Source organism: Achromobacter pulmonis (assembly GCF_021733725.1).
Taxonomy (GTDB): Bacteria; Pseudomonadota; Gammaproteobacteria; order Burkholderiales; family Burkholderiaceae_B; genus Achromobacter; species Achromobacter pulmonis.
Window position 1 is genome coordinate 2,123,818 of record NZ_JAIFOT010000001.1, and the last position, 20,319, is coordinate 2,144,136.

Consider the following 20,319-nt stretch of genomic DNA (forward strand, 5'->3'; position numbering starts at 1 on the left):
ACAGACAGCCCGAACGGGCGGTCGAACTGCTTCGGAAAATGCTTCAGGACAACATGGGGCTGAAAGGCAAGGGCACCACCCCAGGCATGCCGAGTTACTACCATCTTGGCCGGGCACTGATCGATGCACGGCAGTGGTCTAGTGCGGCAGAAGCCTTTTCCGAAGGGATGACTTACCAACAGGATTATGTTTGGGCATACGCCTATCGCAGCCTGGCCTGCGACCGGATGGAGCTGCCGGAGCGGGCGCGGGCCGACATCGACAAGGTGCGTTCCTTGGTCAGGAACTCCCAACCGGATGCCCGCGAGGAACACCGCCGGACCCTCCAGAAACCTCCATTCGTAGAATTATTGAAAAAGTATCCTGAGCGAGGAAGCTAGGCGGTAGGGCGTATCGTTGTGTCGCCAAGACACAGCCCCGCCACAGGTGACAAATTCCGCCGTTCGCATCAAGGTGCGCTGTATGACACCGTTTCGGGTGAGTGCCTGGGCTGGGCGGATGATTTCCTTAAGTGACTATTCCAACCGCGCGTAGAGGCTTACCCCTACCGGTGCACTCAGCCCGGCTTGTTCCGCCTGGCCGAGCCTCGCGACTCCTATGGCAAATGAGCACCGCGTTTGCCGTGGCTAATTTATTCTCTTTTGAGTGAGTGGTAGATGATTGCTGTGTTGCGTTGCATGGCGCCCGCTGTGTTGCTGGGCGGCGCCTTGGCGGGTTGCTCCGCCACCAACCCCAATATCCTCAGCCGTTACGACGCTGGCAGCAGTGCGCGGGTTCGCGTGTATGTGTATACGGCGGATCGCATCCGCCTGGATTTTGACAGGACGTGCTTCCTGCCCGCGTCGGGTCTGTTCGGCCATGGCGACGGCCTGGAGACGATCCAGCGCTCGCACATGCGCGGCAGCGGCAGCGTTGGAATGCCGCCTTCGCCGAACATTTGGGGCCAGGTGTTCGACGAATTCATCATCAAGGCGGGTATTCCGGTAACCATCTACGGTCAGGTCGGCGGGACGTACAGAAGCGCCGGGCCTTATGGGTCCGTGACCACCACGAGTTGGCCCGAGACGAAGAATGCCGGGTATTTCACGCCAGCCGCTGGCAAGGACTACGAGGTCTATGTGGAGCGGCGCGCGGTCTTGGTGCAGGACATCACGGTGCCCGGCGCCAGCGCAGCGGAACGGGTGGTGCCATTGATGCCGGCTTCGCCCTGCCCGGAACCCTCTGCGACCGTGATGCCGAAGGTCTGACCGTGGTCGCAGGGCCTATCTGATACGCGGCGTCTCAAATCGGCCATTCCCCCAACCGATACGCCGAATCCCAGAATATCCATTCCAACTGCGCCGCATGCGTATACGCCCGATGCATCTCATCGCGCGTCTGCGCCGACGCTTTCTCCGCTGCCTGATCCACCGACGCGATCACTTCACGCACCAGCGCGTGGAATTCGTCGCCGGCGTACGTATCGATCCAGGCCCCATACGGATTGGGACGCGTCGCCCGCGCGTGGATGTCGCGCCCGATCTCGGCATAGATCCAGAAGCACGGCAGCAACGCGGCCAACGCCACCGGGTACGGCGCGCTCCACGCCGTGGCGATGAGGAAGCTGGTGTAGTGATGGCTGGCGGGCGACAGCGGGGTGCGGGCGAACGTCTCGGCGTCGATGCCGAACTGCTTCATGAAGCCTTCGTGCAGGCTGCGTTCGACCACCACGGCGTTCTTGGCCGCGTCGGCGAACTGCACCACGCCGTCGGCATGGTCGGCCTTGGCGGCGGCCACGGCCAGGGCGCGGCCGAAGGCCAGCAGGTAGTGCGCGTCCTGGATCATGTAGTGGCGGAACGCCTGTTCGCTGAGTTGGCCGCTGGCCAGTTCCTGGTTGAACGGCATGGTGCGCGTTTTTTCGTACAGCGCGGCGTTGCGCGCCCAGGCGTCGGTGCTGAAAGACATGGCAATCCTCAAGGCGAAATCGGACGGCGCGTGCGCGCGCGTCGAGGGTGAGGACCAAGGGTATCAACAATTGCGCGGCGCGTCGGCGGGGGGGGCGCCGCGGCCGCGGGCTGTCAGACGTCGTCGAAGTAGAACGCCTTGTTTATCTTGGCTTCGAGCTTGAGATAGGCGGCGGATTCCTGCCAGACCTGGCAGGCGCCGATCAGAAACAGCACGCCGACGACGGCGGCAATGGCGCCCAGCCAGCTGAAGCTCACTGCCAGCAGGATCAGCGGCACGGCACAGACTAGCGCCAGCCACCATTGCAGCAGCAGCTTCAGCAGCATGCCGAGGAAGAAATAACCGGCCACCAGTCCCACCAGCACGGCGACGACGATCAGGAATTCCATGGCTGTCAGGCCGCCAGGATGCGCGCTTTCTGCTCGGCGAACTCCGCGTCGGTCAGTATGCCGCGGTCGCGCAGGCTGGCCAGTCGCTCCAGCTTGGCGATGATGTCGTCATCCGGAACGGCGGCCTTGGCGGCGGGCTGCTGCATGAAGCGCGCCTTGCGTGCCTCAATGGCCTCCTGCACGCGGTTGGCGAACCGCATGACGGTCTTTTTCCAGACGTTGCGTATCTGGTAGCTGCCGGCGCTGTCCTGGATGGCGATGTTGCCGAACATGAGGCCGGTCTCGCCGGACACGGCGTTGACCTTGTCCAGGTCGATCGCGGTCTGGCGCAGTCCGTAGATCAGGCCCTTGTCGAGGAAGATGATGCGCTTGTCGGTCAGCGTGATGAGCCAGGTGTTGTTGTTCATCATGCCGGAGGTGAAGGCCAGGATTTCCTCGTCGTCGTACAGCACGTGGGGCAGGTGGTTCAGTTCCTTCTTGGTGAAGAACTGGTCGTCGCCGATTTCACGGGCGATTTCGTCATAGCGCGCTTTCAGTTGTTCGGGCGACGCGTTTTTATAGTCGAAGGCCATGCACTTCCTTGCATCCGGTTATGGCATCGGCAGCCAAAGCGCGCCTATCTTAAGCCATACTGTGGTCTCGCGTGGCGGCGCACAGTCAATACTCCGGGCCCTGCGCGGGGCCGGGAGGTTGTCTGTCGATTGTCGAGATTCGAAGCGACGCAACGCCTGCTGCGCGCGCCGCATGCCAGAGGGCGCAGGGCCTATTGCATGTACCACCCATGGCTGACCACGAACGACTGCCCCGTGAACGCCGCGCTGGGGAAGGTCGACAGGAACAGCGCCGTCTGCGCCACGTCCTCGACCGTGGTGAAGATGCCGTCGACGGTATCGCCCAGCATCACCTTCTTGACCACGTCTTCCTCGCTGATGCCGAGCTCCTTGGCCTGCTCGGGAATCTGCTTTTCGACCAGCGGGGTACGCACGAAGCCGGGGCAGATGACGTGCGAGCGCACGTTGTGCTTGGCGCCTTCCTTGGCCAGCACGCGTGCCAGGCCCAGCAGCGCATGCTTGGCGGCGACGTAGGCGGACTTGAGCGGCGAGGCTTCGTGCGAATGCACCGAGCCCATGTAGATCACGACGCCGCCGCGATCGTCCTTGTACATGTGCTTGAGCGCGGCTTTGGTGGTGAGAAAGGCGCCGTCCACGTGGATGGCCTGCATCTTCTTCCAGTCGGCGAAAGCGAAGTTCTCGATGGGGTTGACGATCTGGATGCCGGCGTTCGAGATCAGGATGTCGATGCTGCCGTAGGCGGCAGCGACGCGGTCGATGCCTTGGTTGACGGCGTCTTCGTTGGTGACGTCCATGGCCACGCCCATGGCCTTGCCGCCGGCCTGTTCGATTTCATGGGCGACGGCCTCGGCGCCGGCCAGGTTCAGGTCGGCGATGGCGACTGCGGCGCCGGCGCGCGACAGGGTCAGCGCGATTTCCTTGCCGATGCCGCTGGCGGCGCCGGTGACGACCGCGACTTTTCCGTTCAGATTGCTCATGCTGGGGACCTCCGGGTATGGATGCCGCGAGCCGGGATGCGCCCGCGGATGCGAGGGGCATGGGTTGATGGTAACGCGCCAGGATGAGAGGCGCCTGAATGGTCCGGTCAGGTAACTTTCTATGTCATTTGCTTCGGACGACGGCGCAGCACGGTGCGCAGGGCCGGCCTAGCGCATGTGGCGATACCGGGGCTGCGGCAGGTTGGCGGCCGCCCGCTACGCCCCGGCTGCTGTTACCAACCGCACTGCGGCCTGCATTCAGCGGTTGCCGGCTGCTCCCGGCTGCGCGAGAATCCGCGGCATTCGAGCCCGCCGCGCAGGCGGGATCCTGGTTTCTTACAGAGCGAAGACTAGCGTGTCATCAGTCATGGATGGTCGGGCGGGCAAAGGCGGCAGGATGGCGGACAGGTGGGCGCGGCGCATGGCGGCGTTGCTGCTGGCCCTGGGGGCTGGCGTGGCGCAGGCCGCGCATGTGGTGGTGGACACGGGCCATACCCCCAGCCAGCCTGGCGCGACGGGCGCCAGCGGCCGGGTGGAGTATCAGTACAACCTGGACTTGAGCGGCGCGGTGGCCACCGACCTGCTGGCCCTGGGGGATCGGGTGACGCGGGTGTCGGCCGATGGCGCCGAGATACCGTTGGGCCGCCGTACCCGGGTCGCGCCGGATGCGGACCTCTTCATATCGATCCACCACGATTCGATGCAGCAGCAGTACATTGACGCCGGTCGCCAGCGCGAATTCTCGGGATTCTCCATTTTTGTCTCACAGCGCAATCCGCGCTACGCCGACAGCCTGCGCTGTGCCAAGGCGATCGGCGAGGCGTTGCTGGCGGCGGGCGAGAAGCCGTCGCTGTATCACGCCGAGCCCATCGCCGGCGAGAACCGGCCATTGCTGGACCGCCGCCTGGGCGTGCATCGCTACGACGGGCTGGCGGTACTCAAGACCGCCACCATGCCGGCGGTGTTGGTGGAGGCGGGCGTGATCGTGAATCCGGACGAGGAAGCCAGGCTGGCCAGGCCGGAGACCATTCAGCGGCTGGCAGGCGCGATCGCCGGCGGCGTGCACGCTTGCCAGGTGCGCTAACGCGCGGCGTGCGACATCCGACCTGGGGCATGGCGATCCCGGGCGGGATGGATAAAATCCCGGTTTCGAGGGGCGGGCCGCGCCGCCTGGTTGACGTGGCGGCGCGAAGCGGAGGCGATCCGGCTCGCGGCATGCGTTCCGAGCACAAGGACTGATAATGCTGAAAAGAAAACTGACGGCACTGGGCATGGGCCTGGCGTTCACCCTGATGGGCGGTCTGTCCACCGCGCCCGCGCAGGCCCAGGCGCCGGCGCAGCAGCAAGAGACGCCCGAGCGCTATGGCCCGTTCTTCTATCTGCCGAGCGAGCCGAACCTGCTGATCTATGTGGGCGCGGTCAGCGCCAATGATTTGCTGCACATGAAGAAGGCGCTGCGCGAGCATCCGACCATCTCCACCCTCATCCTGCAGAACAACGGCGGCGGACTGGTGCACATTGGGCTGGTGGTGGCCGAAGAGGTCTATGAGCGCGGGCTCAATACCTATATTCCCAAAGACAGCTACTGTGCCTCGGCCTGCGCGTTCGTGTTCTTTGCCGGGCGTCAGCGCCTGGCCGAGGGCCGCCTGGGCGTGCACCAGATCACCGCGCCTGAGATGACGGGCGAACAGGCCCAGTTCGGCGTGTCGGATATCGTCGCCACCTTGCCGAAGTATGGCGTGTCTGCGGATGTCCTGGGCATCATGTTCAGCACGCCGTCCAAGGAGATGTATTTCTTCTCGCCTCAGGAGATCGCCAAGTACGGCATCAACCGCACGGGCAACGTGAAGACGGCGGCCAGCGAGCCGCGGCAGGCGGGTAGCCCGCGCACGCCGCCCGCGTCCGCGCCCGCCGCCACGCCCGCGCCGCAGGCACAGGCGCCAGCCGACGATACCCGCCTGCCGCCGCGCCGTCCGGCCGCGTCGCCGGCGCCCTCCGGCCCCGCGCCGGTGGCGAATCCGTATATGACCAAGGAGCCCGCGCCGGCGCCGCTTTCCGACGAACAACGGGCGATCAATGCTGCGACCCTGATGATCCAGGCGGGTAGCGGCACCAATGAAGAGGCGATGAACTTCACGCGCGAGTTCTATGCGGATACGGTCGACTATTTCAAGAAGACGCGCCCGAAATCGGAGATCCTGGCGGACAAGACGGCCTATTTCGCGCGCTGGCCGGTGCGGCGCTTCGTGGTGGACCAGAACTCGCTCCGGGCCAAATGCCAGGACCAGATGTGCATGGTCAAGGGCCTCTACGATTTCAAGGTATCGAGCCCGGCGCGCGGCAAGACCGCGACCGGCACGTCCAATTTCACGTATGTCCTGGACCTGCGCAACCGTTATCGCATCGTCATGGAAGACAGTGAGGTCGTCAGCCGTTGAAGCCGCGGCGCGACGCCAGGGAGAAGCACAATGCGTTTCATGAACCGCGTGGCCCGGTTGCTGTGCCTGGTAGGGGTGGGCGCCTTGTCGGCTCCCGTGTGGGCGATCGATTGCCACAAGGCCGGCAACCCCGCCGAGAAGCTGATCTGCTCGGACCGCGCGGCGGTGGCCGCCGACGCCGAGTTGAACCGCGCCTACGCCGCATTGCTCAAGCAGGCGCCCGACGCGGAGATCCGCAAGATGCTGGTGGAAAGCCAGCGCCGCTGGATCGAGGCCCGCGACATGCGCCTGGAAGGTCTGGTCTCCGATGCCGAATCGTTGCCTGACGACAAGACGCCGGGCGCTGTCGCGGCCGATCTGATCCGCGCCCGTGCCGGCGAGTTAAGGGAGCGCAGCAAGGGCGACAACATTCCAAGGCTGATCCGGACGGCCTTGAAGCAGCGTGAGTTTCGCGGCCAGTTCACCGGTGGCCCCTATTCCGGCTATGAGGTGTCGTGCGATGTGCTGCCGCCGGACTACAAGTATTACGCTTGCTTCGCGACCCGCCACTACCAGAACAATGAGCGCGTCTGCAGCGCGCAAGAGTATTGGGCCACCGGCTCGGTCTACGCGCAGCGCTATGTGGCCAAGGTCGTCGACAACAAACCGGTGCCGGTCGCGTCCTGCTCGTATAACGGCGATGACGCTGCCTGCCCGGGTAGCATTGCCGATGATGCGCGCTGGAATACCGGGCCCAAAGTGCATGCGCCGACGTATTCGTCCAAGCCCTTGCCGCAGGTCGATGGCGAGGTCGACGACAGCGACGATTATGGCTGGATCAAGGCCTGCCTGACCGACGGCAACTTCCCGTTGTCCAATCCGACGGCGGCAGGCCGCTAGGGCGGGCGAGGTTCGCCTCAGGGGGGCGGCGCGCTGGTCGAGGCGCTAGCCCGGTGCGCGGGCGAGACGCTTGCGGTGGCGCCTGGCGTAGTCCTGCAGCGCATCGCGCAACACCACCGCCTGGTTGTGCTCGCTGTCGCGGGCGCCGTACAGCAGGGTCAGCGGACGCTCGCCAGCGGCGTGCAGCAGAGCCTGCATACGCGCCTGCTGCTCGGGCTTGGCCAATTCGGCCAGGTATTGCTCGCGGAACGTGTCCCAGTGTTCATCCACGTGGCAGAACCACTTGCGCAGTTCGGCGCTGGGAGCGAGGTCCTTGGCCCATTCGTCCAGTGCCAGGTCGGCGCGGCGCAGGCCGCGCGGCCATAGGCGGTCCACCAGGGCCCGGTAGTGCCCATCGGGACCGATGCCTTCGTAGACGCGTTGCACGGAGATGGCGGACGGCTTCATGGCGGCTCCTGTCTGCGGTGCCACCAGTCTACTCCCGCCGGGCGCGATGCTAGGCCGTGGCTTTGGCCTGCGGCACGGTGGCGCCGCCGGCGCGCAGCAGCAGAAAGCCCACCACCGCCGAGGCCAGCGAACCGGTCAGCACGCCGATCTTGGTGGCGTCGACCGCGGCCGGATCGGAGAAGGCCAGCGCGCCGATGAACAGGCTCATGGTGAAGCCGATGCCGCACAGCAGCGCCACGCCGTACAGCTGGGTGAAGCTGGCGTGACGCGGCAGGCTGGCGATGCCGGACTTGATGGCCAGCCAGGCGAAGCCGAACACCCCCAGCTGCTTGCCCAGGAACAGCCCCAGCGCCACGCCCAGCGGCACCGGTTGCGCCAGGCTGGACAGGCCCATGCCGGCAAATGACACCCCCGCATTGGCGAAGCCGAACAGCGGCACGATCAGCAGGGCCACGGGCTTGTGCAGCGCATGTTCCAGCGCGTGCAGCGGCGAATGCTCGCCGGCGTGGCCCTGGCTCTGTGGACGCAGCGGAATGGTCAGCGCCAGCGCCACGCCGGCCAGCGTGGCATGTATGCCGGACTTCAGCACGAAATACCAGAGCACCATGCCGATCAGCAGATATGGCGTCAGGCGCAGCACGCCGGCCCGGTTCAGACACACCAGGCAGGCCAGCAGCGCCCCGGCCATGGCCAGCGCGAACAGGTTCAGTTCGGAGGTGTAGAACAACGCAATGATGACGATGGCGCCCAGGTCGTCCAGGATCGCCAGCGCTGTCAGAAACACTTTCAGGGAGGTTGGCACGCGGCTGCCCAGCAGGGCCAGGATGCCCAGCGCGAAGGCGATGTCGGTGGCGGCCGGAATGGCCCAGCCGCGCAGGGTGTCCGGGCTGCCCAGGTTGATCAGGACGTAGATCAGGGCCGGCATGACCATGCCGCCCAGGGCGGCAATGCCGGGCAACACGATGCGGGCCGCGCCGCGCAGTTGGCCATCCAGCACTTCGCGTTTGATCTCCAGGCCTACCAGCAGGAAGAACACCGCCATCAGGCCATCGTTGATCCAGTGCAGCACCGATTCCTTGAGCGTTACGGGCCCGGCCTGGAACCCCAGCTTGGCGCCGAGCACGTCGAAATAATGAGGGGCGAGCGGGCTATTGGCGATGATCAGCGCGACGACCGCGGCCAGCATCAGGACGTAGCCGCCCAGCGCTTCCGAGCGCAGGAATGCCTGCATGAAAGAAACGGGCCGGTTCGCGGGAGAGGCCTGCAAGGTCAATATCCACTCCTTGATTGCTGCGGTGCAGCGTAAAACGACAAATATTGAATATTACCTGAATTCAGACTGATCCTAGATAGAAAGGGTGTTGATTTCTATAGGATTTGACTCTGTTCGCTTGGATGGGCCGGCGCCTGGCCGCCGTCTCCAACGCTGTCATTCCGCCTTCCTGGAGATCCCGCCTTGTCGCCGCTTTATGTTTTGACGTATCACCCGACAGCGGACGCTCCCGGCCGGATGGTGGAAGTACAGCCGCAGCCCATGGTAGCGCCCGACGCCGCCTATCGGGTGGCTCGATTGGAGGCCAGCGCGCAGGTGCTCGATTGGGCCGCGCAGGGCGCGCGTTTCGATCTGTCCGCCACCGGCGCCATCCGGGTCTGGCAGGATGGCGCACTGATTGCCGCCGAAGCGCCCCACGATGGCGCCGCGCCGCTGGCGCCCGCCGATTGCGCCTACCTGGGCGCCTACCTGATCTGGCAAGGTCACAGCTGGAGCGAAGGGGCCGCCGGGCCGGCGGCCGCGGTGCAGGGCGCCCGGCCGCAGTTGCGCATCCTGCACACCGAGGCCGCCACCTCGTTCGGTGGCCAGGAATACTGCATCTACAAGGAAATGCTGGCGATGCGCGCGCGCGGCCACGAACTCGAAGCGGTCTGCCAGCCGCACTCGGAGCTGGCGCGGCGGCTGCAGGAGGCCGGTTTTCGGGTGCACACGATGCCGATGGATGGCGTGGTTCATGGCTGGCGTGCCATCGCCTGGATCCGCCGGCTCCTGCGCCGCACGCCCTTCGATGTGGTCCACACGCACAGCCGGCGCGATACCGTGCTGGGGGCCATTGTCGCCCGTCTGGCAGGCACGCCGTTGATCGTGCGCACGCGCCACCTGGCCAAGCCGATCCATTCCCTCTATGCCTACACCTGGCTGGCGCACGGCGTGATCGCCGTCAGCGAATTCGTGCGCCGCCAATTGCTCGATAGGGGCGCGCCGCCGCGCAAGGTCGCCATGGTGCATTCCCCGGTCGAGTTCCCCGCCGCTGGCGACGCGACCCGCGTGCGGCGCGAATTGGGGCTATCGGCCGACACGCCTGTCGTCGGCTGTGTCGCGGCCATGCGCGCGGACAAGGGCCATTACGACCTGCTGGACGCGTTCGAGCGTATCAGCAGCCGCCATCCGCGGGCGCATCTGGTGCTGGCGGGCGATGGCGAACCGATGTTGTCGTTGCTGCGGGCCCGTGCCGTGGCGCTGGGGCTGGCTGGACGTATCCATTTCCTGGGGTGGCGCGAAGACATCGCCGAGGTCATGATGGCATTCGATATCTTCGCGCTGCCCACCCGCCGCGAAGCGCTGGGGACGGTGTTCATCGAAGCCGCGGCGCTGGGCGTGCCGGTGATCGGGGGCGATGTGGACGGCGTTCCGGAGACCCTGTTGCCCGGGGTCTCGGGCTTGCTGGTGCCGCCCGGCGATGTGCCCGCGCTGGCGCAGGCGCTCGATGTGCTGCTGGGCGACGAGCCGCGCCGGCGCGAGATGGGCCGGATGGGCCGCGCCTACGTGGCGAGCGGCCGGTTCAGCCCGGCCGCCACGGCCGCCCAGCTCGAGACCGTCTATCTGCGCTGGCTGGCGCGCCGCGGGCGGCGCGCCGGTGGTCAACGGTGACGCCGGGAGGCCGGTGGCCTTGTCACGGGTTCAGTGCCACAGCAGCGCGTTCATGGCTTCGACCAGCCGGTCGCGGTAGCGCGGCAGCAGGGCGCGCACGCGTGCCTGGCGTGCGTGCCAGTCGGCGGATTCGGCGCCCGGGGCGATACGCGGGGCCGCCCAGATCGGGTCGGGGAAATGGCGGTCGCCGCGCCAGCGCGGGATGACGTGCCAGTGCAGGTGCGGCACCATGTTGCCCAACGAGGCCAGATTGATCTTATCCGGCGCCAGGATCGACTGCTGCGCCTCTTCCACCACGTACACCGCGCGCATCAGCAGGTCGCGGCCGTGGGCCGACAGGCTGGTCATCTCGGCCAGGTGGCCGTTCCACACCACGCGGGTGAAGCCGGGGTAGTCGGGATCATCGACCTCGATCAGGCGCAGGTGCGGCCCGCGCCACAGCAGCGCGCCGCCGTCGTCCTGGCACAGCGGACAGTCCGGATCGCGCGCGCTCATGGCAGCGCCTTGCGGTATTGGATGAAGCCGGAGCGGTCGGCGATGCGGTCGTACAGTTGCATGGCGGTGGCGTTGGTCTCGTGGGTCAGCCAGTACACGCGGGCGCAGTTGGCGTTGGCGGCCTGCGCATAGACGTGTTCGATCAGCTTGCGGCCGGCGCCGGTGCCACGGGTGTCGGGGGCCACGTACAGGTCTTGCAGGTAGCAGTAGTCGCCCGCCGTCCAGGTGGAGCGGTGGAAGATCCAGTGCACCAGGCCGACGGCCTTGCCGCTGTCGTAGGCCAGGGCGGCGTGCATCGGCTCGGCCGGGTCCAGGAAGCGGCCCCAGGTGTTGCGGGTGACGGCATCGGCGATGTCGACGCGGTAGAAGTCCTGGTAGCCCTTCCACAGGGGCAGCCAGACGTCAAAATCGGCGGCGACGACGGGGCGGATTTCGGCGGAACTCATGAGACGGGCCTCCAGCGGGTCAGAGTTGGTTTTCCAGGGCTTCGACGATGTGCCATAGCACTTGCAGGCGCGCGTAGCGCTTGTCGTTGGCGGATATCAGATGCCACGGCGCGTGCTTGACGTCGGTACGCGCCAGCATTTCGTTGGTGGCGGCGGCGTATTCCTTCCATTTGTCGCGGTTGCGCCAGTCGTCGGGGGTGATCTTGAAGTTCTTGAACGGCGATTTCTCGCGGTCCTTGAAGCGTTCGAGCTGCACGTCCGCGGTGATCGCCAGCCAGAACTTCAGCACCAGCGCGCCGCTGCCGGCCAACTGCGCCTCGAAGTCGTTGATTTCGGCATAGGCGCGGCGCCAGTGCGACGGTGGGGTGATTTTCTCGACCCGCTCGACCAGCACCCGTCCGTACCAGGAGCGGTCGAAGATGGCGATACGGCCGCGCCCCGGCACATGGCGCCAGAAGCGCCACAGATAGGGGCGCGACGATTCGTAGCTGTTGGGCGCGGCCACCGGCGTGATGTCATACTGGCGCGCGTCCAGCGCATGCGTGATACGGCGGATAGCGCCACCCTTGCCGGCGGCGTCCTGACCCTCGAATACCAGCACCAGCGAGCGTTCCTGGAACTTCTTCGAGCGCGCGGCGCGCGCCAGGCGGCCTTGCAGCAGGCCCAGCTCGGACTCATAGTCCTCGCGGTCGAGCTTGGCGTCATAGTCGAGCTGGCCGAGCCGGTCGAGGATGCGGGCCGGGCCGGTATGGGCCACGAAGGCCGGCGGGATGCGTGGCACGCTCTGCTGGCGCATGGCGGCCAGCACCGCTTCGGCGGTGCGCGCCGCGCGCATGTTCTCGTCGGCGCTGGGAATCACCACCCATGGTGCGTGGCCGCTGTCGGTGTGATTGATGACGACCTGGCCGCTATTGCGGATGCGGTCGTACTTCTTGTGTACCTTGAGATCGATCGGGCTGACCTGCCAGGAGGTCTCGGGACTGGCCAGCAGGCGCTTGGCGCGCGCCCGCTGGGCGTCGCTCGACAGGTGGAACCAGAGCTTGACGATCTGCGTGCCTTCGGCCGCCAGCATGGCCTCGAAGCGACGGATGGCCACCGACTGGGCCTCGATGCTGTCCTGGTTGGGGTGCTTGCGCGACGCTTCGCGGATCAGCGGGGCATACCAGGAGCCGAAGACGATGCCGGTGCTGCCCTTGGGGGGCAGGTCTTTCCAATAGCGCCACATCGGCGGCCGTTCGAGTTCCTCGCCTTCCGGCGGGCCATAGGCCAGCGTCTTGATGTGGCGCGGGTCCATCCACTCGTTGAGCAGGTTGACGGTGGCGCCTTTGCCGGCGCCGTCGATGCCGGCGACCACGACCAGCAGGGATTTTTCAGCCTTTTGCAGGCGCTGGTATTGCGCATTCAGGAGCGCGACACGCAGCTTGGCTTCCAGCGGCTTGAAGGCTTCCTTGGTCAGGACTGGGTCGGCTTCGGCTTCGGCGAACATGGAGGGGTTCCGTCTGATCGGCAATCGGGTGATCGGCCGATCTTGCGGGATATCCCGGCGGCGCGCAAGTGCGTCGCCGGGGGCGCCGTGCCAGGTGCGGAACTAGAGGGCGTCCACCGGGATCTTGAGGTAGCGCACGCCGTTGTCTTCGGCTGGCGGGAAATGGCCCGCGCGGATATTGACCTGGATGGCCGGCAGAATCAGCGTGGGCATGGCCAGGGTGGCATCGCGTCCGGTGCGCATGGCGACGAAGTCGTCTTCGGAGATGCCATCGCGCACATGGATGTTGCCGGCGCGCTGCGCGGCCACAGTGGTTCGCCAGGCGGCCTCGCGGCCGGCGGGCGGGTAGTCATGGCACATGTACAGGGTGGTGTCGGCGGGCAGGCTCAGCAGGCGCTGGATGGAGCGGTACAACTGGTGCGCGTCGCCGCCGGGGAAATCGCAACGCGCGGTGCCGACGTCGGGCATGAAAAGGGTGTCGCCGACGAAGACCGCATCGCCGATGCGGTAGGCCATGTCGGCCGGTGTATGGCCGGGCACATGTATGGCGCTGGCGGCCAGCGCGCCGATATGGAAGGTCTCGCCATCGGCAAAAAGGTGGCCGAACTGGGAGCCGTCGAGCTGGAACTGCGGTTCGAGGTTGAAGATCTTCTTGAATACGCCCTGCACGGTGCGGATGCTCTCGCCGATGGCGATGGTTCCGCCCAACTGGCGCTGCAGGTACGGAGCCGCCGACAGGTGATCGGCATGGGCGTGGGTTTCCAGCAGCCATTCGGTATGCAGGCCATGCTCGCGCACATAGGCGGCGACGCGGTCGGCGCTGGCGGTGGTGGTGCGGCCGGACTTGGGATCGTAGTCCAGCACCGAGTCGATGATGGCGCAGGCGCCGCCAGGGGCGGGCTCGTGCACCACATAGGTGACGGTGGCAGTGACCGGGTCGAAAAAGGCTTGGATCTGCGGAGTCATGGCGGTTGCCTTGGCCGGATGGTGGCGGAGTCGATGAAACAATATACTTTTTTAAATAATATTGTTGAATAGTTTATTCGTCAATATAATGATCAAACTATTTTCTGGTGATTGACCCCCATCAAATGAATGCTCCCCTTACCGAATGCGAAGTCGCCGCGCTGCGCGAGTCCGCCTCGCAGGCCTGCACCTTGCTCAAGGCGCTGGCCAATGAAGACCGCCTGCTCCTGCTGTGCCAATTGGTGCAGGGCGAGCGCAATGTCGGCGAACTCGAATCCCTGACCGGTATCCGCCAGCCGACCCTGTCGCAGCAATTGGGCGTGCTGCGCGACGAAGGCCTGGCAACCACGCGCCGCCAGGGCAAGTATGTGTACTACCAGCTGGCCAGCTTCGAGGTCAGCCAGGTCATGAAGACCCTGTCCAGCCTGTATTGCGGCCGGACCATGGCGGCGCTCGCATCATGATCGACGCCGCCGCTTTCACGCCCTGGAGCGCGCTGGCCGGCGGCGCCGTCATCGGCGCGGCCGCCGTCCTGATGATGCTGGGCGCGGGCCGCATCGCCGGGATCAGCGGCATCCTTGGCGGGTTGCTGCCGCCTGATCGCAATGCCTCCTGGCGCCTGGCGTTTTTGCTCGGGCTATGTCTGTCACCCTGGCTGTATCAATGGGGCAGCGCGCTGCCGCCGATCGTGGTGGAGGCGGGCAACGGCCGCCTGATCGCCGCCGGCCTGCTGGTGGGCATCGGCACCCGATACGCCTCGGGCTGCACCAGCGGTCACGGTGTTTGCGGCCTGGCGCGCGGCTCGCGCCGTTCCTTGCTGGCGACCGCCCTGTTCATGGCAGCCGGATTCGCCATGGTGTATGTCGTGCGACATCTGATCGGAGCCTGACATGGCGGCATTGTTCGCGTTTCTCGCAGGGCTGGTGTTCGGGCTGGGGTTGATCATCTCCGGCATGGCCAACCCCGCCAAGGTTCTGGGTTTCCTGGATCTGGCCGGGCGTTGGGATCCTTCGCTGGCGCTGGTGATGGGCGGCGCGCTGGCGGTGACCGCCGCGGGTTTTGCCTGGCTGCGCCGGCGCCGCGTCAGCCTGTCCGGCGAGCCGCTGCAATGGCCCACTGCCACGCGTATCGACCCGCGACTGGCGCTGGGCAGCCTGGCGTTCGGCGCGGGCTGGGGCCTGGCGGGGTTCTGCCCGGGGCCGGCGCTGGTGGCGGCCGCGGCCGGCGTGCCCGAGGCCCTGATCTTCGTGGCGGCCATGGTGGCCGGCATGGCGCTGTTCTCGGCAATTCAGTACATGACGAACCGGCCGCCCCGGACCGGTCGATAGAAGGGAGACAAGCATGCAGACGGCAGCACAGGCACAGCGTGATTTCGATGTGGTGGTGGTGGGCGGCGGTTCTGCGGGCATCGGCGTGACCGCCAGCCTGCTGCGGCGGCGGCCGGATTTGCGTATCGCGGTGGTCGAACCGAGCGACAGGCACTATTACCAACCGGCCTGGACGCTGGTGGGCGGGGGCGCGTTCGACATCGCCAGGACCGTGCGTCCGACGCGGGCGGTGATGCCGCGGCGCGCCACCTGGCTGCAGGCCGCGGCCGCTGGTTTCGAGCCCGAGGCCAACCAACTGCGCTTGGCCGATGGCAGCGTGGTCGGCTATCAGCAGTTGATCGTCTGTCCGGGCCTGCGCCTGGCCTGGGACAAGGTGGAGGGTCTGTCCGATACTCTGGGCAAGAACGGCGTCACCTCGAACTACCGTTTCGATCTGGCGCCCTACACGTGGGAACTGGTGCGCGGGCTCAAGGGCGGCAAGGCCCTGTTCACCCAGCCGGCCATGCCGATCAAGTGTGCCGGCGCGCCGCAGAAGGCCATGTATCTGGCTTGCGACCACTGGCGTCGCAGCGGCGTGCTCGATCGCATCGAGGTCGAGTTCGACCTGGCCGGCGCGGTGCTGTTCGGCGTGCCGACCTTTGTGCCGCCCCTGATGCGCTACGTCGAAAGCTACGGCATTTCGCTGGCCTTCAATTCGAACCTGGTGGCGGTGGACGGTCCGGCGCGCAAGGCCTGGTTCGACGTCAAGGACACCGAGGGCGCGGTCATTCGCGTCGAGAAGCCGTTCGACATGCTGCACGCGGTGCCGCCGCAGGTGCCGCACGACTTCCTGCGCCAGAGCGCGCTGGCGGACGCGGCGGGTTGGTGCGAGGTCGATCCGGCCACGCTGCGTCATGTGCGCTACGGCAATATCTTCGGATTGGGCGACAGCATCAGCACCACCAATGCCAAGACCGCGGCGGCGGCGCGCAAGCAGATCGTCACGGTGGCCGAGAACCTGCTGGCGCTGCGCGAGGGCCATGCGCTGCCGGTCGCGTACGACGGCTACGGCTCGTGCCCGCTGACGGTCGAGCGTGGGCGTATCGTGCTGGCCGAGTTCGGGTACGGCGGCAAGTTGCTGCCCACGTTCCCGCTGGACCCAACAGTGCCGCGCAGGAGCGCGTGGTTCCTGAAGGCGACGATGCTGCCGTGGATCTACTGGAACGGCATGCTCAAGGGCCGCGAGTGGCTGGCCCGTCCGCTGGGCAACTGAGCCGGGCGCGGCCGCGAAAGAGGCGGTGCCGCGCCCGGGCTTTGCCGGTCCCGGGCGCGCGCCTTTCTTCTTCTTATCCTTGTTATTCGTAGGTGCGGATGTCGTCGATGACCTTGCCGTCGTTCGGCAGGGAGCCGGCCTCGGCCCATTCGACGTCGCTGCGCAGCTTGGTCACGTCGCGCACGGATTCGGCGATGCGCGCGGCCAGGTCTTCGCCACGCACCCGCGACTCCACCCGCAACACCATCTTGTCCGATCCGGTGGTGCCGCTGATGACCAGCCGCGCCCGCAGGATTTCCGGATGGCGCCGCGCCACGTCGGCCACCTGCGAGGGATGCACGAACATGCCGCGCACTTTGGTGGTCTGGTCGGCGCGGCCCATCCAGCCCTTGATGCGGGTGTTGGTGCGGCCGCAGGGCGAGATGCCGGGCATCACCGCCGACAGGTCGCCGGTGCCGAAGCGCACCAGCGGGTAATCGGGGTTGAGCGTGGTGACCACGACTTCCCCCACTTCACCATCGGGCACCGGCTCGCCGGTGCCGGGGCGCACGATCTCGACGATGATGTCTTCGCCCAGCACCAGGCCCTGGCGCGCCGGCGTTTCGAACGCGATCATGCCCAGGTCGGCACTGCCATAGGCCTGGTAGCCCTCGATGCCGCGCGCTGCCAGCCAGTCGCGCAGCGAGGGCGGGAAGGCTTCGCCCGATACCAGGGCGCGGCGCAATGAATCCAGCTTCACGCCGAGTTCGTCGGCTTTTTCGAGGATGATCTTCAGGAAGCTGGGGGTGCCGGTGTAGCCGCTGGGCGACAGATCCTGGATCGCGCGGACCTGTTGTTCGGTCTGGCCGGTGCCGCCGGGGAACACGGTGCAGCCGACTGCGTGCGCGGCGGTCTCCATCATCGAACCGGCCGGGGTGAAGTGGTACGAAAAACAGTTGTAGGCCAGTTCGCCGGCGCGGAAGCCGGCGGCGTACAGGGCGCGGGCAAAGCGCCAGTAGTCGGCACGGGCGCTTTCGGGTTCATAGATCGGGCCGGGCGAGGCGAATACGCGCATGGCTTCGCCCCAGCCGATGGCCGAGAAGCCGCCAAAGGCTTTCTGCGGGCCGGCCGGCTGCGTGGCCTGAGCGCGGCTGTGCTGTTGTCGTTCCAGCAGTTCGTGCTTGCGCAGCACCGGCAGGCGCGCCAGCGCGGCGCGCGAGGTGACGGTGGCGGGGTCGATACCGCGCAGTTGCTCGGCAATGGCCGGCGCGCGGGCGATGGCGCGCGCGATGGCGCCGGGCAGGGCCGCCATCAGCTCGCGCTCGCGTTGCTCGGGCGCTCGGGTTTCCAGGACATCGAAAAACTCGGACATGGGATCGCACCCTCTCGTGTGCCGTACTGCGGTGTCGTTGCCGGCGGCGGCACCGGCCCGCGCCGGCATCGCCGCTCCAGGGATCAGGCCAGCCAGCGCTTGCGGCGGCGATAGAACTTGTTGTCGCGGAAACTCTTGCGTTCGCCGCTGGAAATGCCCAGGTAGAACTCTTTCACGTCCTCGTTCTGGGCCAGGTCTTGGGCGGCGCCGTCCATCATCACGCGGCCGTTTTCCAGGATGTAGCCGTAGTCGGCGTAGCGCAGCGCGATGTTGGTGTTCTGCTCGGCCAGCAGGAAGCTGACGCGCTCGCGCTGGTTCAGGTCGCGCACGATCTCGAAGATTTCCTCGACGATCTGCGGCGCAAGGCCCATGGACGGTTCATCGAGCAGGATCATGTTGGGGTTGGCCATCAGCGCGCGGCCGATGGCGGTCATCTGTTGTTCGCCGCCCGAGGTGTAGCCGGCCTGGCTGGTGCGGCGCTGCTTCAGGCGCGGGAAATACTGGTAGACGCGGTCGAGCGCGGCGCTGGTGTCGCCGCGGCTGAGATCGCGGGTATAGGCACCGGTCAGCAGGTTTTCCTCGATCGTCAGGTGGGCGAAGCAATGACGGCCCTCCATCACCTGCACCACGCCGCGCTTGACCAGCTCGGCCGGCGACAACTTCTCGATGCGTTGGTCGCGGTACTGGATGTGGCCTTTGGTGACATCGCCGCGCTCGCCCTTGAGCAGGTTCGAGATGGCGCGCAACGTGGTGGTCTTGCCGGCGCCGTTGGCGCCCAGCAAGGCCACGATTCTGCCTTCGGGCACTTGCAGGGAGACGCCCTTGAGCACCAGGATGACGTGGTTGTAGATCACCTCGATGCCGTTCACATCGAGCAGCACCTTGGGGGTGTCGGCGGTAGTAGCGGTAGTCGTTGCTGCGGTCATGGCGGTTCCTGCGGCATGGTGGCGGCCGACGCCCTGGGGCGCCGGCCGCCGGTTCACATCAGTTCTCGCAAGTGCGGGGCGTGATGTTCTTTTCCTTGGCGTACTTCGCCGCGGCTTCCTTCACCATCGGGTCGAGCAGGGTCTTGTCGGCCTGGTACCAGTCCGAAACGACCTTGAACTTGGCGCCGTCCCACTGCACGATGCGGGCCCAGTCGTCACCCTTGTGGTTGCTGCATGAGGTCTTTACCGGACGCATGATGTGGCCGAAGCCAAGCTGGTCCAGGCGTTCCTGGGTGATGTTCAGGTTCTCGAAGCCCCAGCGCACCTGCTCCGGCGTCATGGCCTTGCCCTTGCCATACTTTTCCTGCGCGGTGCGGATCGCTTCGACCTGCAGCATCGAGATCATCATGCCGCGGGTATGGGCAATGGTGCCGAGCGTGGTCTTGCCGGTCTTGTCCGCGCCCTGGCCCTTGTCGTAGACGTACTTCTTCAGATCGTCGTAGACCTTGTCGTGCTCGGCGCCGCTGTTGTGGATGGTGATGGCGTTGTAGCCCTTGGCGACATCGCCCAGGTCCTTCACATCGCCTTCCGAGCCGGCCCACCAGATGGCGTACATCTTGTCGCGCGGATAGCCGCTGGCCTGCGCTTCGCGGATGGCGGTGGGCGTCATGATGCCCGCGCTCCACAGCAGCACGTAGGCCGGACGGGCCTGGCGGATCTGCAGCCAGGTGGACTTCTGCTCCACGCCCGGCGCGGTCACCGGATACAGCAGCAGTTCGAAGCCTTCCTTGGCGGCGCGCTTTTGCAGCAGCGGGATCGGTTCCTTGCCGTAGGGCGAGTCGTGATAGACCAGGGCGATCTTCTTGCCCTTGAGCTTGGCCATGCCGCCTTCTTTTTTGGCGATGTCCTGGATCATCACGTCGGCCGCGGTCCAGTAGGTGCCCAGCAGCGGGAAGTTCCATTCGAACACGCTGCCATCGACCGATTGCGACAGGCCGTAGCCCATCGTCTCGACCGGCACCTTGTCGACGATGGCCTTGTCGCTGACCGCGAAAGTGATGCCGGTGGACTGGGTGTCGAAGCCGGAGGCGCCGGTACCCTTGCCCTTCAGGCGCTCGTAGCACTCCACGCCGCGGTCGGTGGCGTAGGCGGTTTCGCACTCCTCGTAGGTGATCTTGACGCCGTTGACGCCGCCATCGCGTTCGTTGACCAGCTTCAGGTAATCCAGCTTGCCGTCGGCCCAGGGAATGCCCAGCGGCGCGAAGGAGCCGGTGCGGTACACCAGCAACGGAACGAACTGCTCTTCCGCCGCCATTGCCGGCGTGGCCACGGCGCCCACGGCGCCGGCTGCGGCCACCAAGGCTGCCGCCAACTTCAGGTTAAGACGCTTCATCTCCATTTACCTCCTGCGTGGTGTTTGGGTCATAAACCCTCGGACACCGGGGTTGGCCCGGTCTGGAGCCGGGTATTCAGGATGTCGGTCGTGGCGCGCATACCGCT

23 protein-coding genes are annotated in these 20,319 nt (G+C 66.3%); 10 read left to right on the forward strand and 13 right to left on the reverse strand.

The genetic code is table 11. The features are described 5' to 3' along the window. The first annotated feature begins 38 nt into the window (after positions 1-38). Both K2W61_RS09785 and K2W61_RS09790 read left to right on the forward strand, forming a co-directional pair. Positions 39-380 (forward strand): tetratricopeptide repeat protein, encoded by a 342-nt coding sequence (locus tag K2W61_RS09785; protein WP_236755519.1) that lies wholly within the window; start codon positions 39-41, stop codon positions 378-380. Positions 381-656: 276 nt separating this feature from the next. Further along, a complete protein-coding gene (locus K2W61_RS09790) occupies positions 657-1,247 on the forward strand; it encodes a hypothetical protein (protein ID WP_236755520.1) in 591 nt (196 codons plus the stop codon). Positions 1,248-1,281: 34 nt separating this feature from the next. Here K2W61_RS09790 and tenA read toward each other — a convergent pair whose 3' ends face one another. From tenA to K2W61_RS09810, 4 genes are all read right to left on the reverse strand, one after another. After that, positions 1,282-1,944 carry a thiaminase II gene (gene tenA / locus K2W61_RS09795; protein ID WP_175141319.1) on the reverse strand — a complete coding sequence of 221 codons (663 nt, stop codon included), beginning with the start codon at positions 1,942-1,944 and terminating at the stop codon, positions 1,282-1,284. A gap of 113 nt (positions 1,945-2,057) precedes the next feature. Next, the gene (locus K2W61_RS09800; protein WP_175135016.1) at positions 2,058-2,333 is read right to left on the reverse strand and encodes a hypothetical protein; all 276 of its coding nucleotides are present in this window, start codon (positions 2,331-2,333) and stop codon (positions 2,058-2,060) included. Between the two features lie 5 nt (positions 2,334-2,338). Continuing rightward, a complete protein-coding gene (locus tag K2W61_RS09805) occupies positions 2,339-2,905 on the reverse strand; it encodes a PH domain-containing protein (RefSeq protein ID WP_175135017.1) in 567 nt (188 codons plus the stop codon). Between the two features lie 191 nt (positions 2,906-3,096). After that, positions 3,097-3,882: a 3-hydroxybutyrate dehydrogenase gene (locus tag K2W61_RS09810; protein ID WP_175141318.1), complete on the reverse strand. Its 786-nt coding sequence runs from the start codon at positions 3,880-3,882 to the stop codon at positions 3,097-3,099. Positions 3,883-4,303: 421 nt separating this feature from the next. Between K2W61_RS09810 and K2W61_RS09815 the strand changes: the two genes are divergently transcribed. The 3 genes from K2W61_RS09815 (at position 4,304) to K2W61_RS09825 (ending at position 7,199) form a co-directional block, all read left to right on the forward strand. Beyond that, positions 4,304-4,966: an N-acetylmuramoyl-L-alanine amidase family protein gene (locus tag K2W61_RS09815; RefSeq protein WP_236756967.1), complete on the forward strand. Its 663-nt coding sequence runs from the start codon at positions 4,304-4,306 to the stop codon at positions 4,964-4,966. 157 nt (positions 4,967-5,123) lie between these two features. Continuing rightward, positions 5,124-6,320 carry a COG3904 family protein gene (locus K2W61_RS09820; RefSeq protein WP_236755521.1) on the forward strand — a complete coding sequence of 399 codons (1,197 nt, stop codon included), beginning with the start codon at positions 5,124-5,126 and terminating at the stop codon, positions 6,318-6,320. Positions 6,321-6,350: 30 nt separating this feature from the next. Next, positions 6,351-7,199: a lysozyme inhibitor LprI family protein gene (locus K2W61_RS09825; RefSeq protein ID WP_175135020.1), complete on the forward strand. Its 849-nt coding sequence runs from the start codon at positions 6,351-6,353 to the stop codon at positions 7,197-7,199. 45 nt (positions 7,200-7,244) lie between these two features. On the opposite strand, the gene K2W61_RS09830 is transcribed toward K2W61_RS09825, so the two are convergent. Both K2W61_RS09830 and nhaA read right to left on the reverse strand, forming a co-directional pair. After that, entirely contained in the window at positions 7,245-7,646 is a 402-nt protein-coding gene (locus K2W61_RS09830; protein WP_236755522.1) for a DUF488 domain-containing protein, read from the reverse strand. A 49-nt stretch (positions 7,647-7,695) separates the two neighbouring features. Continuing rightward, positions 7,696-8,877, reverse strand: coding sequence for a Na+/H+ antiporter NhaA (gene nhaA, locus K2W61_RS09835; RefSeq protein ID WP_236755523.1), 1,182 nt, complete (start codon positions 8,875-8,877; stop codon positions 7,696-7,698). A 585-nt stretch (positions 8,878-9,462) separates the two neighbouring features. Between nhaA and K2W61_RS09840 the strand changes: the two genes are divergently transcribed. Further along, entirely contained in the window at positions 9,463-10,569 is a 1,107-nt protein-coding gene (locus K2W61_RS09840; protein WP_236756968.1) for a glycosyltransferase, read from the forward strand. Positions 10,570-10,599: 30 nt separating this feature from the next. Here K2W61_RS09840 and K2W61_RS09845 read toward each other — a convergent pair whose 3' ends face one another. The 4 genes from K2W61_RS09845 to K2W61_RS09860 all read right to left on the reverse strand — a co-directional run bounded on the left by K2W61_RS09845 (position 10,600) and on the right by K2W61_RS09860 (position 13,962). After that, positions 10,600-11,064 (reverse strand): HIT family protein, encoded by a 465-nt coding sequence (locus tag K2W61_RS09845; protein WP_175135024.1) that lies wholly within the window; start codon positions 11,062-11,064, stop codon positions 10,600-10,602. Next, complete coding sequence (locus tag K2W61_RS09850) at positions 11,061-11,510, reverse strand: GNAT family N-acetyltransferase (protein ID WP_175135025.1); 450 nt, start codon at positions 11,508-11,510, stop codon at positions 11,061-11,063. Before K2W61_RS09850 ends, K2W61_RS09845 begins: the two co-directional genes overlap by 4 nt. A 19-nt stretch (positions 11,511-11,529) precedes the next feature. Further along, a complete protein-coding gene (gene pap, locus K2W61_RS09855) occupies positions 11,530-12,996 on the reverse strand; it encodes a polyphosphate:AMP phosphotransferase (protein ID WP_236755525.1) in 1,467 nt (488 codons plus the stop codon). 102 nt (positions 12,997-13,098) lie between these two features. After that, positions 13,099-13,962 (reverse strand): MBL fold metallo-hydrolase, encoded by an 864-nt coding sequence (locus tag K2W61_RS09860; RefSeq protein WP_175135027.1) that lies wholly within the window; start codon positions 13,960-13,962, stop codon positions 13,099-13,101. A gap of 125 nt (positions 13,963-14,087) precedes the next feature. Between K2W61_RS09860 and K2W61_RS09865 the strand changes: the two genes are divergently transcribed. From K2W61_RS09865 to K2W61_RS09880, 4 genes are read left to right on the forward strand one after another with little or no spacing between them, the layout of a single operon-like run. Further along, positions 14,088-14,426 carry an ArsR/SmtB family transcription factor gene (locus K2W61_RS09865; RefSeq protein WP_236755527.1) on the forward strand — a complete coding sequence of 113 codons (339 nt, stop codon included), beginning with the start codon at positions 14,088-14,090 and terminating at the stop codon, positions 14,424-14,426. Continuing rightward, complete coding sequence (locus K2W61_RS09870) at positions 14,420-14,851, forward strand: YeeE/YedE family protein (protein ID WP_175141324.1); 432 nt, start codon at positions 14,420-14,422, stop codon at positions 14,849-14,851. Before K2W61_RS09865 ends, K2W61_RS09870 begins: the two co-directional genes overlap by 7 nt. Position 14,852: 1 nt before the next feature. Beyond that, the gene (locus K2W61_RS09875; RefSeq protein WP_175141312.1) at positions 14,853-15,290 is read left to right on the forward strand and encodes a YeeE/YedE family protein; all 438 of its coding nucleotides are present in this window, start codon (positions 14,853-14,855) and stop codon (positions 15,288-15,290) included. A 13-nt stretch (positions 15,291-15,303) separates the two neighbouring features. Next, positions 15,304-16,542: an NAD(P)/FAD-dependent oxidoreductase gene (locus K2W61_RS09880; protein WP_175141311.1), complete on the forward strand. Its 1,239-nt coding sequence runs from the start codon at positions 15,304-15,306 to the stop codon at positions 16,540-16,542. 82 nt (positions 16,543-16,624) lie between these two features. Here K2W61_RS09880 and K2W61_RS09885 read toward each other — a convergent pair whose 3' ends face one another. From K2W61_RS09885 to K2W61_RS09895, 3 genes are all read right to left on the reverse strand, one after another. Beyond that, positions 16,625-17,893, reverse strand: a complete 1,269-nt coding sequence (locus K2W61_RS09885) for a phenylacetate--CoA ligase family protein (protein WP_175135031.1) — start codon at positions 17,891-17,893, stop codon at positions 16,625-16,627. Between the two features lie 83 nt (positions 17,894-17,976). Beyond that, positions 17,977-18,819, reverse strand: a complete 843-nt coding sequence (locus K2W61_RS09890) for an ABC transporter ATP-binding protein (protein WP_175135032.1) — start codon at positions 18,817-18,819, stop codon at positions 17,977-17,979. Between the two features lie 58 nt (positions 18,820-18,877). Then, positions 18,878-20,218 (reverse strand): ABC transporter substrate-binding protein, encoded by a 1,341-nt coding sequence (locus tag K2W61_RS09895; RefSeq protein ID WP_175135033.1) that lies wholly within the window; start codon positions 20,216-20,218, stop codon positions 18,878-18,880. Positions 20,219-20,319: the final 101 nt, after the last annotated feature.

What these genes read in the sequence shown, in the direction of transcription:
- K2W61_RS09785 (WP_236755519.1), top strand. Translation starts at nt 39, where the DNA reads ATGCTTCAGGACAACATGGGGCTGAAAGGCAAGGGCACCACCCCAGGC.
- K2W61_RS09790 (WP_236755520.1), top strand. Translation starts at nt 657, where the DNA reads ATGATTGCTGTGTTGCGTTGCATGGCGCCCGCTGTGTTGCTGGGCGGC.
- tenA (WP_175141319.1), bottom strand. Translation starts at nt 1,944, where the DNA reads ATGTCTTTCAGCACCGACGCCTGGGCGCGCAACGCCGCGCTGTACGAA.
- K2W61_RS09800 (WP_175135016.1), bottom strand. Translation starts at nt 2,333, where the DNA reads ATGGAATTCCTGATCGTCGTCGCCGTGCTGGTGGGACTGGTGGCCGGT.
- K2W61_RS09805 (WP_175135017.1), bottom strand. Translation starts at nt 2,905, where the DNA reads ATGGCCTTCGACTATAAAAACGCGTCGCCCGAACAACTGAAAGCGCGC.
- K2W61_RS09810 (WP_175141318.1), bottom strand. Translation starts at nt 3,882, where the DNA reads ATGAGCAATCTGAACGGAAAAGTCGCGGTCGTCACCGGCGCCGCCAGC.
- K2W61_RS09815 (WP_236756967.1), top strand. Translation starts at nt 4,304, where the DNA reads ATGGCGGCGTTGCTGCTGGCCCTGGGGGCTGGCGTGGCGCAGGCCGCG.
- K2W61_RS09820 (WP_236755521.1), top strand. Translation starts at nt 5,124, where the DNA reads ATGCTGAAAAGAAAACTGACGGCACTGGGCATGGGCCTGGCGTTCACC.
- K2W61_RS09825 (WP_175135020.1), top strand. Translation starts at nt 6,351, where the DNA reads ATGCGTTTCATGAACCGCGTGGCCCGGTTGCTGTGCCTGGTAGGGGTG.
- K2W61_RS09830 (WP_236755522.1), bottom strand. Translation starts at nt 7,646, where the DNA reads ATGAAGCCGTCCGCCATCTCCGTGCAACGCGTCTACGAAGGCATCGGT.
- nhaA (WP_236755523.1), bottom strand. Translation starts at nt 8,877, where the DNA reads ATGCAGGCATTCCTGCGCTCGGAAGCGCTGGGCGGCTACGTCCTGATG.
- K2W61_RS09845 (WP_175135024.1), bottom strand. Translation starts at nt 11,064, where the DNA reads ATGAGCGCGCGCGATCCGGACTGTCCGCTGTGCCAGGACGACGGCGGC.
- K2W61_RS09850 (WP_175135025.1), bottom strand. Translation starts at nt 11,510, where the DNA reads ATGAGTTCCGCCGAAATCCGCCCCGTCGTCGCCGCCGATTTTGACGTC.
- pap (WP_236755525.1), bottom strand. Translation starts at nt 12,996, where the DNA reads ATGTTCGCCGAAGCCGAAGCCGACCCAGTCCTGACCAAGGAAGCCTTC.
- K2W61_RS09860 (WP_175135027.1), bottom strand. Translation starts at nt 13,962, where the DNA reads ATGACTCCGCAGATCCAAGCCTTTTTCGACCCGGTCACTGCCACCGTC.
- K2W61_RS09865 (WP_236755527.1), top strand. Translation starts at nt 14,088, where the DNA reads ATGAATGCTCCCCTTACCGAATGCGAAGTCGCCGCGCTGCGCGAGTCC.
- K2W61_RS09875 (WP_175141312.1), top strand. Translation starts at nt 14,853, where the DNA reads ATGGCGGCATTGTTCGCGTTTCTCGCAGGGCTGGTGTTCGGGCTGGGG.
- K2W61_RS09880 (WP_175141311.1), top strand. Translation starts at nt 15,304, where the DNA reads ATGCAGACGGCAGCACAGGCACAGCGTGATTTCGATGTGGTGGTGGTG.
- K2W61_RS09885 (WP_175135031.1), bottom strand. Translation starts at nt 17,893, where the DNA reads ATGTCCGAGTTTTTCGATGTCCTGGAAACCCGAGCGCCCGAGCAACGC.
- K2W61_RS09890 (WP_175135032.1), bottom strand. Translation starts at nt 18,819, where the DNA reads ATGACCGCAGCAACGACTACCGCTACTACCGCCGACACCCCCAAGGTG.
- K2W61_RS09895 (WP_175135033.1), bottom strand. Translation starts at nt 20,218, where the DNA reads ATGGAGATGAAGCGTCTTAACCTGAAGTTGGCGGCAGCCTTGGTGGCC.